This window comes from Paraburkholderia gardini (assembly GCF_907164575.1).
GTDB classification, from domain to species: Bacteria; Pseudomonadota; Gammaproteobacteria; order Burkholderiales; family Burkholderiaceae; genus Paraburkholderia; species Paraburkholderia gardini.
This window is the reverse complement of the sequence record NZ_CAJQYY010000004.1, coordinates 92,330-107,481: the sequence shown is the minus strand read 5'-3', so window position 1 is coordinate 107,481 and position 15,152 is coordinate 92,330. Positions and strand designations below refer to the sequence as shown.

Annotated in this window: 13 protein-coding genes and 1 tRNA gene; 9 read left to right on the top strand and 5 right to left on the bottom strand. The window is 63.0% G+C overall.

Annotated elements, in window-relative coordinates:
* Positions 1–101 precede the first annotated feature (101 nt).
* A complete protein-coding gene (locus tag LPA34_RS04845) occupies positions 102–932 on the top strand; it encodes an NAD-dependent epimerase/dehydratase family protein (RefSeq protein WP_228975501.1) in 831 nt (276 codons plus the stop codon).
* A complete protein-coding gene (locus LPA34_RS04840) occupies positions 932–1,861 on the top strand; it encodes an SMP-30/gluconolactonase/LRE family protein (RefSeq protein WP_228975500.1) in 930 nt (309 codons plus the stop codon). Before LPA34_RS04845 ends, LPA34_RS04840 begins: the two co-directional genes overlap by 1 nt.
* A 119-nt stretch (positions 1,862–1,980) precedes the next feature.
* Here LPA34_RS04840 and LPA34_RS04835 read toward each other — a convergent pair.
* The 4 genes from LPA34_RS04835 to LPA34_RS04820 all read right to left on the bottom strand — a co-directional run bounded on the left by LPA34_RS04835 (position 1,981) and on the right by LPA34_RS04820 (position 4,169).
* Positions 1,981–2,055, bottom strand: a tRNA-Val gene (locus LPA34_RS04835).
* A 48-nt stretch (positions 2,056–2,103) separates the two neighbouring features.
* Positions 2,104–2,850, bottom strand: a complete 747-nt coding sequence (gene dnaQ / locus LPA34_RS04830) for a DNA polymerase III subunit epsilon (protein WP_228975497.1) — start codon at positions 2,848–2,850, stop codon at positions 2,104–2,106.
* Positions 2,851–2,898: 48 nt separating this feature from the next.
* A complete protein-coding gene (gene rnhA, locus LPA34_RS04825) occupies positions 2,899–3,345 on the bottom strand; it encodes a ribonuclease HI (protein WP_228975495.1) in 447 nt (148 codons plus the stop codon).
* Complete coding sequence (locus LPA34_RS04820; RefSeq protein WP_228975492.1) at positions 3,342–4,169, bottom strand: class I SAM-dependent methyltransferase; 828 nt, start codon at positions 4,167–4,169, stop codon at positions 3,342–3,344. Before LPA34_RS04820 ends, rnhA begins: the two co-directional genes overlap by 4 nt.
* Before the next feature lie 19 nt (positions 4,170–4,188).
* Here LPA34_RS04820 and gloB point away from each other — a divergent pair, with 19 nt between their 5' ends.
* From gloB to LPA34_RS04785, 7 genes are all read left to right on the top strand, one after another.
* Positions 4,189–4,986 carry a hydroxyacylglutathione hydrolase gene (gene gloB / locus LPA34_RS04815; RefSeq protein WP_228975489.1) on the top strand — a complete coding sequence of 266 codons (798 nt, stop codon included), beginning with the start codon at positions 4,189–4,191 and terminating at the stop codon, positions 4,984–4,986.
* Between the two features lie 154 nt (positions 4,987–5,140).
* Entirely contained in the window at positions 5,141–6,841 is a 1,701-nt protein-coding gene (locus tag LPA34_RS04810) for a transglycosylase SLT domain-containing protein (protein WP_228975488.1), read from the top strand.
* 200 nt (positions 6,842–7,041) lie between these two features.
* Positions 7,042–8,283, top strand: a complete 1,242-nt coding sequence (locus LPA34_RS04805; protein ID WP_228975486.1) for an MFS transporter — start codon at positions 7,042–7,044, stop codon at positions 8,281–8,283.
* 405 nt (positions 8,284–8,688) lie between these two features.
* On the top strand, positions 8,689–9,852 hold the full coding sequence (carA, locus tag LPA34_RS04800) for a glutamine-hydrolyzing carbamoyl-phosphate synthase small subunit (protein ID WP_228975483.1): 1,164 nt from the start codon (positions 8,689–8,691) through the stop codon (positions 9,850–9,852).
* A gap of 159 nt (positions 9,853–10,011) precedes the next feature.
* On the top strand, positions 10,012–13,266 hold the full coding sequence (gene carB, locus LPA34_RS04795) for a carbamoyl-phosphate synthase large subunit (protein ID WP_228975480.1): 3,255 nt from the start codon (positions 10,012–10,014) through the stop codon (positions 13,264–13,266).
* 144 nt (positions 13,267–13,410) lie between these two features.
* Positions 13,411–13,887 carry a transcription elongation factor GreA gene (greA, locus tag LPA34_RS04790; RefSeq protein WP_228975478.1) on the top strand — a complete coding sequence of 159 codons (477 nt, stop codon included), beginning with the start codon at positions 13,411–13,413 and terminating at the stop codon, positions 13,885–13,887.
* Between the two features lie 13 nt (positions 13,888–13,900).
* A complete protein-coding gene (locus LPA34_RS04785; RefSeq protein WP_228975477.1) occupies positions 13,901–14,422 on the top strand; it encodes a DUF4149 domain-containing protein in 522 nt (173 codons plus the stop codon).
* An 83-nt stretch (positions 14,423–14,505) separates the two neighbouring features.
* On the opposite strand, the gene LPA34_RS04780 is transcribed toward LPA34_RS04785, so the two are convergent.
* Positions 14,506–15,036, bottom strand: coding sequence for a YhbY family RNA-binding protein (locus LPA34_RS04780; protein WP_228975475.1), 531 nt, complete (start codon positions 15,034–15,036; stop codon positions 14,506–14,508).
* Positions 15,037–15,152 lie beyond the last annotated feature (116 nt).

Here is a 15,152-nt window from a genome sequence, read left to right as displayed (position 1 = left end):
GACTCGATGGTGCCTGAAAAACTATAGTAGGAAAACGTTTTCGCTCGCCAGTTTTTTTGCTGGCTGACCACCGATCATACGCAATCAGAGGACACCCCAACATGAGCAATCAATCGGACGCAGCACGCAAACCATTCCATCGCATTCTCCTGACGGGTGCCGCCGGCAACCTCGGCGTCCAGATGCGCGGGCCGCTCGCGGACTGGGCCGACATCGTGCGCGTGACCGACATTGCGCCGATGGGCGAGGCGGCGTCGCACGAAGAGGTTGTCGTGCTGGATCTGGCTGACCGGGCGGCTGTCGATGCGCTGGTCGAAGGTGTCGATGCGATCGTGCATCTTGGTGGCATTTCGGTCGACGCTCCGTTCGACGATCTGATCGAAGCCAATATCCGCGGGCTCTACAACCTGTATGCGGCCGCGCACAAGCATGGCGTGAAGCGCATCGTCTTCGCCAGCTCGAACCATGCGATCGGTTTCCACCCGACCACGACGGTGCTCGACGCCGATTCGCCGACGCGCCCCGACAGCCTCTACGGCGTGACGAAATGCTTCGGTGAATCGCTGTCGCGCTATTACTACGACCGTTTCGGGCTGGAAACCGTGTGCGTGCGGATTGGTTCGTCGTTCGAGGAACCGCGCAATCCGCGCATGCTCGTCACGTATCTGAGCTATCGCGATTTCATCGAACTGGTGCGCTGCTCGCTGTTCACGAATCGTGTCGGGCACGCGATCGTCTACGGCGCTTCGAACAACCCGGTGAAATGGTGGGACAACACGAAGGCGGCGTTCCTCGGTTTCAACCCGCAGGACAGTTCGACGCAGTTCGAGTCCCGTTTCCCGCTGACTGCACCGACCGACAATCGCGACGACGCCGCGCAGCTGTATCAGGGCGGTGCATTCGTGCTCGGCGAGCCGATGGAGCGCAAGTAATGGCCGTGGGCGTACCGGTCGAAAGAATCGACGTGGCAGGGCAGGCGTCGGTTGGCGAAAGCCCTGTGTGGCGTGCGGCGGAAGAGGCGTTCTACTGGGTCGACATCCCCGCGCGGAAGATCGTGCGGTTGCACGTGGCCACCGGCGTGCGCTCGGAATGGGTGTTGCCCGAGAAGGTCGCGTGCATCGCATTCGATCAGACGGGCCGCGTGCTCGCAGGCATGGAAACCGGCTTGTTCTCGGTGACGTTGCCCGAGGCCGGCGGTTCGGCCGGTGCGAGTGTGATTGTGCCGCCGTCGCGGGTCAGGAAACTGGCTGCGCCGGTGTTTCCCGGTCAGGACATGCGCTTTAACGATGGACGCTGCGATCGTCAGGGGCGCTTCTGGGCCGGGACGATGGTCCAGGATATGTCGCTCGCGAGCCCGCTCGGCGCGTTATTCCGCTTCGACGTGCAGGGTGTTTTGTCAGCGCCGGTGATCGACGGACTGATCACGCAGAACGGTCTTGCGTGGTCGCCGGACGGCGCGACGATGTACCTGTCGGATTCGCATCCGTTGAAGCGTCTCATCTGGGCGTTCGATTTCGACGTCGAAAGCGGTACGCCGCGAAACCGGCGCGTCTTCGCTGATCTTCACGATCACGCGGGCCGTCCGGACGGCGCGGCGGTGGACGCGGACGGCTGTTACTGGACGTGTGCCAACGATGCAGGTTTGCTGCTGCGTTTCACGCCGCAAGGCGCGCTCGACCGGCAGATCGAAGTGCCGGCCGTGAAGCCTTCGATGTGCGCGTTCGGCGGGCGCGATCTCGATACACTGTTCGTGACGTCGATCCGTCCGGGTGCTGGCGCAACCGATGATGACGGTGCGGTGTTCGCGATCCGGGCAGGCGTGAGTGGGCTGCCCGAGCCGGAGTATGCCGGGGCGTTGTGAGTGACGGGCGGCGTGTGTAGCCGCCCTGACTGCGCGGGTCGGATGCCCGGGTCGAGCTCGTCGGACGAGGTTAACGAAAAAAGCCCAGGTCGTGAGACCTGGGCTTTTCGCGCACATTCTGGTGGGTAGTACTGGGATCGAACCAGTGACCCCTGCCGTGTGAAGGCAGTGCTCTACCGCTGAGCTAACCACCCGAAGAGAGCCGAATTATGTCAGACGCCTGAGAAGCCGTAAAGTATTTTTTAAGCAGACTGCGTATCGACGGCTGTACCGGCCTCTGATACCGGCGCGAGACGCCAGACGCTCGTGCCCTTGACCGCCTTGTCGAGACCATCCAGCACGGCCTGATGTTCCGCGAGTTCATCGCTGCTCGCCGTCAGCACGACCAGGTCGAGTGCGTCGAGCTTCACGCGCGGCGCATGCGCATCGCCGCCGCCGGACACTTCGCCCATCATGTCGATCACGAGGCTTTCCTGGCCGCGCGTCATCGCGAGAAAAACTTCCGCGAGCAGTTCCGAATCGAGCAATGCGCCGTGAAGCGTACGGTGCGCGTTGCTAATGCCGAAACGGTCGCACAGCGCGTCGAGCGAATTGCGCTTGCCCGGGAAAATCGACTTCGCGCGCACCAGCGTGTCGATCACCTCGCCGCAGTGCTGGCTGAACGGCGGCAGCCCGAGCAGAGTGAATTCCGCATCGAGAAAGCCGATGTCGAACGGCGCGTTGTGAATGATCAGTTCTGCGTCCTGCACGAAATCGCGCAACGCATCGGCGATTTCAGCGAACTTTGGTTTGTCGCTGAGGAATTCGGTTGTCAGGCCGTGAACGGCGAGCGCGCCCGGATCGCTGTCGCGTTCCGGGTTGACGTAGAAGTGCAGGTTGTTGCCCGTCAGCCGGCGGTTGACCAGCTCGACACAGCCGATTTCGATGATGCGATCGCCCGTGCGCGCATTGAGGCCTGTGGTTTCGGTGTCGAGAACAATTTGACGCATATCGGATCAGCCCGCGTTGAAATTAGCGATAAAAAGAGGGACCGGAATTCAGGTCCCGGCGAGCGACGCGACGCCGCGATTCGCAAGCGCATCGGCGCGCTCGTTTTCCGGGTGTCCGGCATGGCCTTTCACCCAGCGCCATTCGATCTCATGCTGCTGGACGAGCGCGTCGAGCCGTTTCCAGAGGTCGGCGTTTTTCACCGGCGTTTTCGCCGCCGTCATCCAGCCTTTCTTTTTCCAGCCATGAATCCATTCGCTGATGCCTTTCTGCACATATTGCGAATCGGTATGCACGACGGCCTTGCATGGACGCTTCAACGCTTCGAGCGCTGCGATCACGCCCATCAGTTCCATGCGGTTGTTGGTGGTGAGCGCTTCGCCGCCGAACAGCTCTTTTTCCTGTGCGCCGAAGCGCATGAGCGCGCCCCAGCCGCCAGGGCCAGGATTGCCCTTGCAGGCGCCGTCGGTGAAAATTTCGATGATTTCTTGAGTCATTTGCGGTGGTTACGGGTATTCGGAGTGGCGGCGGGCGCAAGCCCGGCGGCAAGAACAGGCTTTTTCACCTTCAATGGACCGACGAGCCGCATGCCGCGCACGCGCTTGATCGCGGTCACCATGTAGGACGCGCCGAAGATCGGCCACCAGCGGTCGCCGGCGGCTTCCATGAAGGCATAGCGAGCGAGCCACTGATCGCTCGCGAGCGGCGGACGATAACAGCCGAAGCGCCCGCGTTCAAGGTCGAAGCCTAACAGCTTGATCCAGTCCTTCAGGCGCGTGAACGCGATCAGGTCATGCTGGGCGGGCACGAACGGCCGCCCCGTAACCTTGCCGAGCGATTGCCGCGCGCCCCACAGCGATAGCGAATTGAAGCCCAGAATGATCAGCTGGCCTTCCGGCATCAGCACGCGTTCGGCTTCGCGCAGCAGGCGGTGCGGGTCGCTCGTGAATTCGAGCGTATGCGGCATCACGATCAGATCGACGCTCTGCGCTTCGAACGGCAGGTCGAGCAGATCGCACCAGACGGTGCTGCGGCCGGCGGGCGCGTGGCGCTCGGCGAGGCTGCGGACGGGGCCGGGCATCGGGCCGCGCGGGAACGAGTAGGGCGCGCTGCTGCCGCTGGCGGCGTCGAGCACCAGGCCGCGACAGGGCATGCGGTTCTCACGCAGTGCGTCGAGTTGCGGCAGCCCGAGCTGAAGCGCGTGATAGCCGAACACGTTCGACACCACCCGGTCGAGCTGCGCCTGTTCCCACTCGAGCACGTAACGACCAGGCGGCGAATCGGTCCAGGCGGGCCAGTCTATAATCGATCGGTCAGACATGTCAGAGAATGCGTCGCCCATGAATTCGCTTGAACTTGAATACGTCCCGGTCCCGGCGTTTGAAGACAATTACATCTGGCTCGTATCGGACGGCCGCCACGCAGTGGCCGTCGATCCGGGCGAGGCCGAACCCGTCCGTGCGTATCTGGCAAAACGGGGCTGGCAACTGAGCGCTATTTTACTCACGCACCATCACCGCGACCACGTCGGCGGTGTGGCCGATCTGCTGAATGGCCAGGCGGTGCCCGTCTACGGTCCGGCCGGCGAAGCGATCGAGCATCTCACATATCGTCTGAAACACGGCGATCGCGTGATGCTCGCCGAACCCGCGCTCGAATTCACCGTGCTCGACGTCCCCGGCCATACGAGCGGCCATATTGCCTATTTTCAGGCGGCCGACCCGCGCGGCACGCCGCACGTTTTCTGCGGCGACACGCTGTTTGCGTGCGGCTGCGGCCGGCTCTTCGAAGGCACGCCGGCGCAGATGCTCGACTCGCTCGATTCGCTGGCCGCGCTGCCCGGTTCGACCGAAGTCCACTGCGCGCACGAATATACGCTCTCCAACATCCGCTTCGCGCTCGCCTGCGATCCGGACAACCGCGCCCTGCAGAACTGGCGCGACGAGGCGATCGCGCTGCGTGCCCGCAAGATGCCCACGCTGCCCACCACGATCGCCCACGAAAGGGCGGTGAACCCGTTCCTGCGGACCGACGATCAGGCCGTCCAGACGACCCTCGCCGAACAGTTGCATGAATCGGTGCCCGACCGGCTTGCCGCGTTCACGTTGATGCGCGAGTGGAAAAACCGCTTCCGGTAACCTGTCGTCAGGCAGGGTTTTGCTCAAGCCAAAAATAGAAAAAATTCGCCAAGTCTAGGATTTGCCAAGGTTTTCTTATATTTCTGATTGACGAAAACTATATCGTTTCGTACTATCGGCTGCAAATTCCAGTCCTATGGAAGCCGAGATCTACATGCGATTTATCCTAAGTGTGCTGTTGGTTCTGACGCTCGCCGCATGCGCGAGCTCGGGGCCGCCAGCGAATAGCCCAACCACCGCAGCAACGAACCCCGCCACGCAACAGGCAGTAGCCGACGCCCTCCGCAAGACCGCCTCCGCCAGGGAAACCATCAACGTCGATCAAGGTTCCGTCAACCAGTTGACGAGTCCCGACGCCGATCTGTGGAGCCGTATTCGTCGTGGCTATCAGATGCCGGACCTGAAGACCGACCTCGTCGACATGCAGGTCAACTGGTACGCACAGCGTCCCGATTACGTCGAGCGTATGACGGTCCGGTCGCAAAAATACCTGTATCACATCGTCGAGGAGCTCGAGGCGCGTCACATGCCGACCGAGCTTGCGCTGCTGCCGTTCATCGAATCCGCGTACAGTCCGCAGGCGCTGTCGGTCGCGAAGGCCGCGGGTATGTGGCAGTTCATGCCCGGCACGGGCCGCACCTACAACCTGAAGCAGAACATGTGGCAGGACGAACGCCGCGACGTGCTCGCGTCGACGAGCGCCGCGCTCGACTATCTGTCGCGCCTGCATGACATGTTCGGCGACTGGTATCTCGCGCTCGCCGCGTACAACTGGGGCGAGGGCAACGTGCAGCGCGCGATCGCGCGCAACGAGGCCGCCGGCCTGCCGACCGACTATCTCAGCCTGCGCATGCCGAATGAGACGCGTAACTACGTGCCGAAGCTGCAGGCCGTGAAGAACATCATCGCGAATCCGCAGATGTACGGCCTGACGCTGCCGAGCATTCCGAACCATCCGTACTTCGTGACCGTCACGACGGCGCACGATATCGACGTCGACACGGCGGCGAAGCTCGCGAACATGTCGACCGACGAATTCCGCTCGCTCAATCCGTCGTTCAGAAAGCCGGTGATTCTCGGCGCCACGCAACCGCAGATCCTGCTGCCGTTCGACAACGCAAGCGCCTTCGAGGCGAACCTGAAGTCGTATAGCGGCTCGCTGTCGTCGTGGACCACCTACACGGTCACCGAGCGCGCGCGTCCGGCCGCGATTGCGCAGAAGATCGGCGTCGACGCGGACACGCTGATGGAAGTCAACAAGATCCCGGCGGGCATGCGGCTGAAGCCGGGCTCGACGATCGTCGTGCCGCGCGGCGACGACGACGACGAGGACATCAGCGCCGACGTCGCCGAAAGCGCTGTGCTCGCGATGGAACCTGACGTTCCCGATACGCGCAAGATGCTGATCCGCGTGCGTCGCACGCAGTCGATGGCATCGCTCGCCGATCGCTACGGCGTTTCTGTGGGACAACTGAGGGCATGGAATCGTACGCACCGCAATCAGGTTTCGCGGGGCCAGGTGATCGTGCTGCACGTGCCAGTCGGCAAGGCGTTGCCGGCTGAGCCGGGCCCTGTGCTGCGCGCCAGTGCATCGTCGGGCGAGGGCGGCAGTGTCGAGAAGATCGGTACCCGGGTCGCAGACACGAAGCCCGATTCGCGCTACGATAAGAAGAAGGGTCGTAGCCAGGGCAAGGTCGTCAAGGCTTCGGTACCGGTGAGCAAGGCCAGCGCATCGACAGGAGCCAGCAAGCATAAAACGTCGAAGGTAGCGGTTTCATCGGGTACACCCAGCAAGGCGTCGAAGGCTGCGGGTAGCCGCCCGAAGACCACAGCCAACGCGCAGAAGGTCAAGTAGATAATAGCGGCATCTGCGGAGGTGACCACATGCGTTGCGGGGGCAGCGCATGAATTGCGCTCCGATCATCTCTCGCTTTTAAAACGCCGTCGCCTGTCGCGACGGCGTTTTCATTTCCGCTGACCTTTCAGCGCGCGTTGCCGGTTTACCGTATCGTTCTGGTTCCCCGCTCTCACTGTCTGGTTCCTGTCCTGCGCGCCATGTCTTCGACCCAGTTTCGCGTGTTCCTGCTGTTCTCGCTCGGCTACTTCATTTCCTACGTGTTTCGCGGGGTCAATCTGGGTTTTGCGCCGCTGATCACGCACGAACTTGGGCTCTCCGCCACCGATCTCGGATTGCTGACGAGCCTCTATTTTCTCGGCTTCGCGGGCGCGCAGATTCCCGCCGGCGTGCTCCTCGATCATTTCGGCCCGCGACGCGTGACTGCCGGCCTGCTGCTGTTCGCGGCGGCGGGCGTCTGGGTCTTCGGCGCGGCGCACAGCGTGGGCATGATGATGCTGGGGCGGCTGCTGATCGGCGTCGGGGTTTCGGCGTGCCTCGGCGCGGCGTTCAAGGCGCTCGCGCAGTATTTCGTGGTGACGCGTTTACCGCTCGTCAACGGGCTGGTGATGGCGGTCGGCGGGCTGGGCGGCGTCGCCGTCGGTTCGCCGCTCACGTGGGTGCTGGGTTTCGCGGGCTGGCGCCTTGTGTGTGTCGCGCTCGGACTGCTGACGGTTGCCGTTTCGGCCGCGCTGTGGACGATGGCGCCCGACGCGCGCGATACACACCATCAGGCCGGTCTCGTCAGTCAGTTCAAAGGTACGTGGCACATCCTGAAGAGCGCCGCGTTCTGGAAAATCGCATCGTTTTCGGTGATGACGCAAGGCGTCTTTTACGCGATGCAGTCGCTATGGGTGGGCGCGTGGCTGCGCGATGTCGCGGGTCTGCAGCCAGGGCCGGCGGCGGCGCTGGTGTCGCTGCTCGGCGTCGCGATGATGGCGGGCAGCGTGGGCTTCGGCGCGGCGGCGCGTTCGCTGGAAAAGCGCGGCGTATCGCTTTACGCGTTTTGCGGCGTGGGCATGGCGCTCTTTGTCGTCACGCAGATCCTGATCATGATGCGCGTGCCGTTGCCGGCCGGCCTCCTGTGGGGCGCATACGGCGTGTTCGGCGGGACGGGCATCCTCAGCTACGCCGTGCTCGCGCGGCATTTTCCGCCGCACATGGCAGGCCGTTGCAACACCACGCTCACGCTGATTCTCTTTCTGCTGATTTTCGGCTTCCAGATTGGTGTCGGCGCGGTGCTGTCGCGCTGGCCGGCAACGGACGGTCGCTATCCGCCGGCAGCGCATCTCACCGCGTGGGGCATCCTCGTCGCGCTGGAGATCGCGAGCGCGATCTGGTACGTGTTACCCGGGCGCGTGCTGGCGAAACCCGCCCATCTGCACGCTGAACACCAGTCGTAGCCCGGGCCGCGCCGGACGTCGCGATCTGCTTCGCGCGAACGCCCGGTGAAAGGCCGCAAAGCCTTGTCCCATAAGACTCGCACCGCGACCTGCGGCGCGCGAGCTGGGGTTCCAGGCTATCCTGGATTTGAAGGAAGGGGTACTTTCGCGCTATAATTGCAAGGTTTGAGCTTATCAACCCGCACCCTAGCGCCTACCTCTCCCATACCGTTCATCCGCCGCGCGCCGCGAGCGTCCCGCCTCCAGCCGATCCGTCCACACAATGGACCCATCGCGCCCGACGCGACGTGACGTCAGCCGCGATACGCGAGCGGGCCTGCGCGCGCATCCTGTCGATGCGCCTCGCCGCGGCCCGCACGGTCGGATAGACAGGTCGGCAACAGGGTGTTCCCCAAGGAGTCTCCCGTGTTGCCGTCTTTTTCTCCTGCTTTGCTCGCACTCGCCGACGGCACGGTCTTTCGTGGCTACTCGATCGGCGCCGCCGGTCATACGACAGGCGAAGTTGTCTTCAATACGGCTATCACGGGCTATCAGGAAATCCTGACTGACCCGAGCTACGCCCGCCAGATCGTCACCCTGACGTATCCGCACATCGGCAACGTCGGCGTCAACGCCGAAGACGTCGAAGCCGCGAAAGTCCATGCCGCCGGCCTGATCATCCGCGATCTGCCGGTTCTCGCGTCGAATTTCCGCATGGAGCGCACGCTCCCACAATATCTGCAGGACGAAGGCGTGGTCGCCATCGCGGGTATCGATACCCGCAAGCTGACGCGCGTGCTGCGCGACAAGGGCGCGCAGAACGGCGCGATCCTCGCGGGTTCCGATGATGAAGCTAAGGCCATCGAACTCGCGCGCTCGTTCCCGGGCCTCGCTGGCATGGACCTCGCGAAGGTCGTGTCGACGAAAGAGCCGTTCGAATGGACGCAGCGCGAATGGCGCCTCGGCACGGGCTACGGCACGCAGGATGCGCCGAAGTACCGCGTCGTCGCGTTCGATTACGGCGTGAAGTACAACATTCTGCGCATGCTGGCCGAACGCGGCTGCCATGTCACCGTGCTGCCGGCGCAGGCGAGCGCGGAGCAGGCGCTGGCGCTCAATCCGGACGGCATATTCCTGTCGAACGGTCCGGGCGACCCGGAACCGTGCGACTACGCGATTCGCGCCACGCAGGAGTTCATCGAGCGCGGCATTCCCACGTTCGGTATCTGCCTGGGTCACCAGATCATGGGTCTCGCCCTCGGCGCCAGGACGATCAAGATGAAGACCGGCCATCATGGCGCGAATCATCCGGTGAAGGATCTCGACGACGGCCGCGTGATCATCACGTCGCAGAATCACGGTTTCGCGGTCGATGCGGCCACGCTGCCGGCCAACGCAAAGGTCACGCACGTGTCGCTCTTCGACGGCACGCTGCAAGGTTTCGCCCTCACCGACAAGCCCGCGTTCTGCTTCCAGGGTCACCCGGAAGCATCCCCCGGCCCGCACGATATCGCCTATCTGTTCGACCGCTTCACCGCGTTGATGGACAGGCGTAAAGCAGACAGCACGGCAGCGGCCGCAGTCGCGTAAGCGAAGCACGCGGAAGGCGAAAGAGTAAAGAGCGCGCGCGAGGCGAAACGCGGCGGGCGGACAGCGCCAGGCAGAAAGGCTGGCGCGAGGTAACCCAAGGCAGATGCCAGCACGCAGCGCGCCACGGCAAGAACACAGGAATACATTAGCGAGAGCGTTATGCCCAAGCGGACAGACATCAAGAGCATCCTCATCATCGGCGCGGGTCCGATCATCATCGGCCAGGCGTGCGAGTTCGATTACTCGGGCGCGCAGGCGTGCAAGGCGCTGCGTGAGGAAGGCTACAAGGTCATTCTCGTCAACAGCAATCCCGCGACGATCATGACCGACCCGAACACGGCCGACGTCACCTACATCGAGCCGATCACATGGGAAGTGGTGGAGCGCATCATCGAGAAGGAGCGCCCGGACGCGATCCTGCCGACGATGGGCGGCCAGACCGCGCTCAACTGCGCGCTCGATCTGCATCACCATGGCGTGCTGGCGAAGTACAACGTCGAGCTGATCGGCGCATCGCCGGAAGCGATCGACAAGGCCGAAGACCGTCAGAAGTTCAAGGACGCGATGACGAAGATCGGCCTCGGTTCGGCCAAGTCAGGCGTCGCGCATTCGATGGAAGAAGCGCTCACCGTGCAGGCGCTGATCGCGTCGGAAACGGGTAGCGGCGGCTATCCGGTCGTGATCCGTCCGTCGTTCACGCTGGGCGGCTCGGGCGGCGGCATTGCATACAACCGTGACGAATTCGAAGAGATCTGCAAGCGCGGTCTCGATCTGTCGCCCACGCGCGAACTGCTGATCGAAGAATCGCTGCTCGGCTGGAAAGAGTACGAGATGGAAGTGGTCCGCGACACGAAGGACAACTGCATCATCGTGTGCTCGATCGAAAATCTGGACCCGATGGGCATCCACACCGGCGACTCGATCACAGTCGCGCCGGCGCAGACGCTCACCGACAAGGAATACCAGATCCTGCGTAACGCATCGCTCGCGGTGCTGCGCGAGATCGGCGTCGACACGGGCGGCTCGAACGTGCAGTTCTCGATCAATCCGAAAGATGGCCGGATGATCGTGATCGAAATGAATCCGCGTGTGTCGCGCTCGTCGGCGCTGGCTTCGAAGGCCACGGGCTTCCCGATCGCGAAGGTCGCGGCGAAGCTCGCATGCGGCTACACGCTCGATGAACTGAAGAACGAAATCACCGGCGGCCAGACGCCGGCGTCGTTCGAACCGACGATCGACTACGTCGTCACGAAGATCCCGCGTTTCGCGTTCGAGAAATTCCGCGAAGCCGATCCGCGTCTGACGACGCAGATGAAGTCGGTCGGCGAAGTGATGGCGATCGGCCGCACGTTCCAGGAATCGTTCCAGAAGGCGCTGCGCGGTCTCGAAGTGGGCGTCGACGGTCTCGACGAAAAAACCACGAGCCGCGACGAAATCATCCGCGAGATCGGCGAAGCCGGTCCGGACCGCATCTGGTACGTCGGCGACGCGTTCCGCGTCGGCATGACGCAGCAGGAAATTTTCGAAGAAACGTCGATCGACCCGTGGTTCCTCGCGCAGATCGAACAGATCATCCTGAAGGAAAATGCGCTGGCGGGTCGCACGCTCGCGAGCCTTTCGAAGGAAGAACTGAAGTATCTGAAGCAGAGCGGCTTCTCGGATCGCCGCCTCGCGAAGCTGCTGGGCGCGACGCAAACGGAAGTGCGCAAGCGTCGCATCGAACTGAACGTGCGTCCGGTGTACAAGCGTGTCGACACGTGCGCGGCCGAGTTCGCGACGAAAACCGCGTACATGTACTCGACGTACGAGGAAGAGTGCGAAGCCAATCCGACGAACAATAAAAAGATCATGGTGCTGGGCGGCGGTCCGAACCGGATCGGCCAGGGCATCGAGTTCGACTACTGCTGCGTGCACGCCGCGCTCGCGATGCGCGAAGACGGCTACGAAACGATCATGGTCAACTGCAACCCCGAAACCGTTTCGACCGACTACGACACGTCCGATCGTCTCTACTTCGAATCGCTGACGCTCGAAGACGTGCTCGAGATCGTCGACAAGGAAAAGCCGGTCGGCGTGATCGTGCAATACGGCGGCCAGACGCCGCTGAAGCTCGCGCTCGACCTCGAAGCGAACGGCGTGCCGATCGTCGGCACGTCGCCGGACATGATCGACGCAGCCGAAGACCGCGAGCGCTTCCAGAAGCTGCTGCAGGACCTGAACCTGCGTCAGCCGCCGAACCGCACCGCGCGCGCCGAAGACGAAGCGCTCAAGCTCGCGAACGAAATCGGCTATCCGCTCGTCGTGCGCCCGTCGTATGTGCTGGGCGGCCGCGCGATGGAAATCGTCCACGAGCCGCGTGACCTCGAGCGCTATATGCGCGAGGCCGTGAAGGTGTCGCACGATTCGCCGGTACTGCTCGACCGCTTCCTGAACGACGCGATCGAATGCGACGTGGATTGCATCTCCGATGGCGAAGCCGTGTTCATCGGCGGCGTGATGGAGCACATCGAGCAGGCAGGCGTCCACTCGGGCGATTCGGCCTGCTCGCTGCCGCCGTATTCGCTGTCGAAGGAAACGATCGCCGAACTGAAGCGCCAGACCGGCGCGATGGCAAGGGCGCTGAACGTGATCGGCCTGATGAACGTGCAGTTCGCGATCCAGCAGGTGCCGCGAGCGGACGGTTCGAAAGAGGACGTGATCTACGTGCTCGAAGTGAATCCGCGTGCGTCGCGCACGGTGCCGTATGTCTCGAAGGCGACGAGCCTGCCGCTCGCGAAAATCGCCGCGCGCGCGATGGTCGGCCAGACGCTGGCGGAGCAGGGCGTCACGAAGGAAGTCAATCCGCCGTACTTCAGCGTGAAGGAAGCGGTGTTCCCGTTCGTGAAATTCCCGACCGTCGATCCGGTCCTCGGACCCGAAATGCGTTCGACCGGCGAAGTGATGGGTGTGGGCCAGACGTTCGGCGAGGCGCTCTTCAAGTCGCAGCTGGCGGCGGGTTCGCGTCTGCCGGAAAGCGGCACGGTGCTGCTGACCGTAATGGACGCCGACAAGCCGAAGGCCGTCGAAGTCGCGCGCATGCTGCACGAACTCGGCTATCCGATCGTCGCGACCAGGGGCACCGCGGCTGCAATCGAGGCGGCGGGTGTGCCGGTCAAGGTCGTCAACAAGGTGAAGGACGGCCGTCCGCACATTGTCGACATGATCAAGAACGGCGAGATCGCGCTCGTCTTCACGACGGTCGACGAAACCCGCGCCGCAATCGCCGATTCACGCTCGATCCGGATGAGCGCGCAGGCCAACAAGGTCACGTACTACACGACGATGTCGGGTGCCCGTGCCGCCGTGGAAGGTCTGCGTTATCTCCGGGACCTGGAAGTCTATGATTTACAAGGACTCCATGCTCGCCTAAACTAAGGCTTCGATTCCGAGTCAAAGACGTACGTGCCGCGGTTAAGCGGCGTCCCACAAGGCACTGGCCCCAGTTCCGGCCAGGTTCCTCCGGGATGCACTTAACCGCGGCGATTTTTTTACGGCTGTTTTTTGTTACATGAGTTGTTTATGAGCACTATTCCATTGACGAAGCGCGGCGCAGAAATGTTGCGCGACGAACTGCAGCGCCTGAAATCGGTTGAACGTCCGGCGGTCATTAATTCGATTGCGGAAGCGCGTGCCCAGGGCGATCTGTCGGAAAACGCCGAGTACGACGCCGCAAAAGAAAAGCAGGGCTTTATCGAAGGCCGCATCGCGGAGATCGAGTCGAAACTCGCCGGTGCACAGGTGATCGATCCGGCAGCCGTCGAAGCGGATGGCCGCGTGGTATTTGGCGCGACCGTCGAACTCGAGGACCTGGATTCAGGCGCCACGGTCACTTACCAGATCGTCGGTGACGACGAAGCCGATATCGACCACGACCTCATCTCGATCAGTTCGCCGATCGCGCGCGCCCTGATCGGCAAGTCGGAGGGCGATGTCGCATCGGTGCAGGCCCCGAGCGGTGTGCGCGAGTACGAAATCGTCGTGATCCGCTACGTTTGACGAAAGGCGCACTGTGTCCCTGACGCCTCATCGTGTGTTCCGGCTGCTGACCGTTGTGTGGGTCGGCAGTCTGTTCACGATCGGTTACGCCGTCGCGCCTGTGTTGTTTACATCGCTTTCGCGGATGTCGGCGGGATCGGTCGCGGCGCAGCTGTTTCGCATCGAGGCGGTGTTGGGTGCGGTGTGCGGTGTGTTGCTGCTGGTGCTTGGCAATGTGCTCGTGCGCCGCGGCGACAACGCGTATCGGCGGCTTCGCTGGTTGACGGCCGCGATGCTGCTTTGCGTGCTGGTGGGTTATTTCGCGCTGCAGCCGTTCATGGACGCATGGCGTATGGCTGCGTTGAACGCCGGCACGGATGTCGGGCATTCCGCCTATGCCGCGCGTTTTGGCATGTTGCACGGCGTGTCGACCCTGTTTTATCTGATCGAGAGCGTGCTTGGTCTTGCGCTTGTGTGGATGCTGCCGGTCGGCGTGTGCGCGCCGGCAGCGCCGGCTGTGCGCCGTGATGCAGATGCGGGCAAGGTTACGGGCTGAGAGTCGGGTTGAAATTCACACCCGTTCCGGTTGCCGTTCATTCTGGCATTCGCGCGCGGCGTGCCGCGCGCGAATCCGCCTGACTACTTCGACGTCTGGTGTTGACGCTTTGCGCTGGTCTGGCGCTTCTTGGCGCGCTTGATATTGCCGCCCTGCGTGACGCGTTCGTTCCCGCGCACCAGAACTGCCTTCGTTTTCGGCTTGCGCATCGGGATTTCGGAAGGTTTCACGACCTTCACGACGCGCGGCGCGCGGCCCTTGCCCGGTTTGGCTTCTTCGGCGGCGGCTTCACGGGCACTCGGCAGCGCACCACGTTTCGCCTTCACGGCAGGTTGGGCCGATTCCGGCTTCCAGATCACCAGCAGCTTGCCGATGTGCTGGATTGGCGCGGCGTTCAGCCGGTCGCAGATCTGTTCGTAGACCGCGAGCCGTTCTTCGCGTTCGTCGCCGAATACCCGGATCTTGATCAGCTGGTGCGCCTTCAGGTGAACCTTGATCTCGGTCAGGACGGCATCGGTCAGCCCTTCGGCGCCGACGAGCACGACCGGTTTGAGCGCGTGAGCCTGGGAGCGCAGTTCGGCGCGTTGGTCGGAGGAGACTTTGAGGGCGGGCATGTGAAGTGGGAGACTCGACTAAAATGACGGCGCCCGCAGCAGCCCCGATTACTTCGGCTTTCGCGCAGGACTATCCGTCGTCAGGACAACATGGAAGCGCGGAACACTGCTCAACG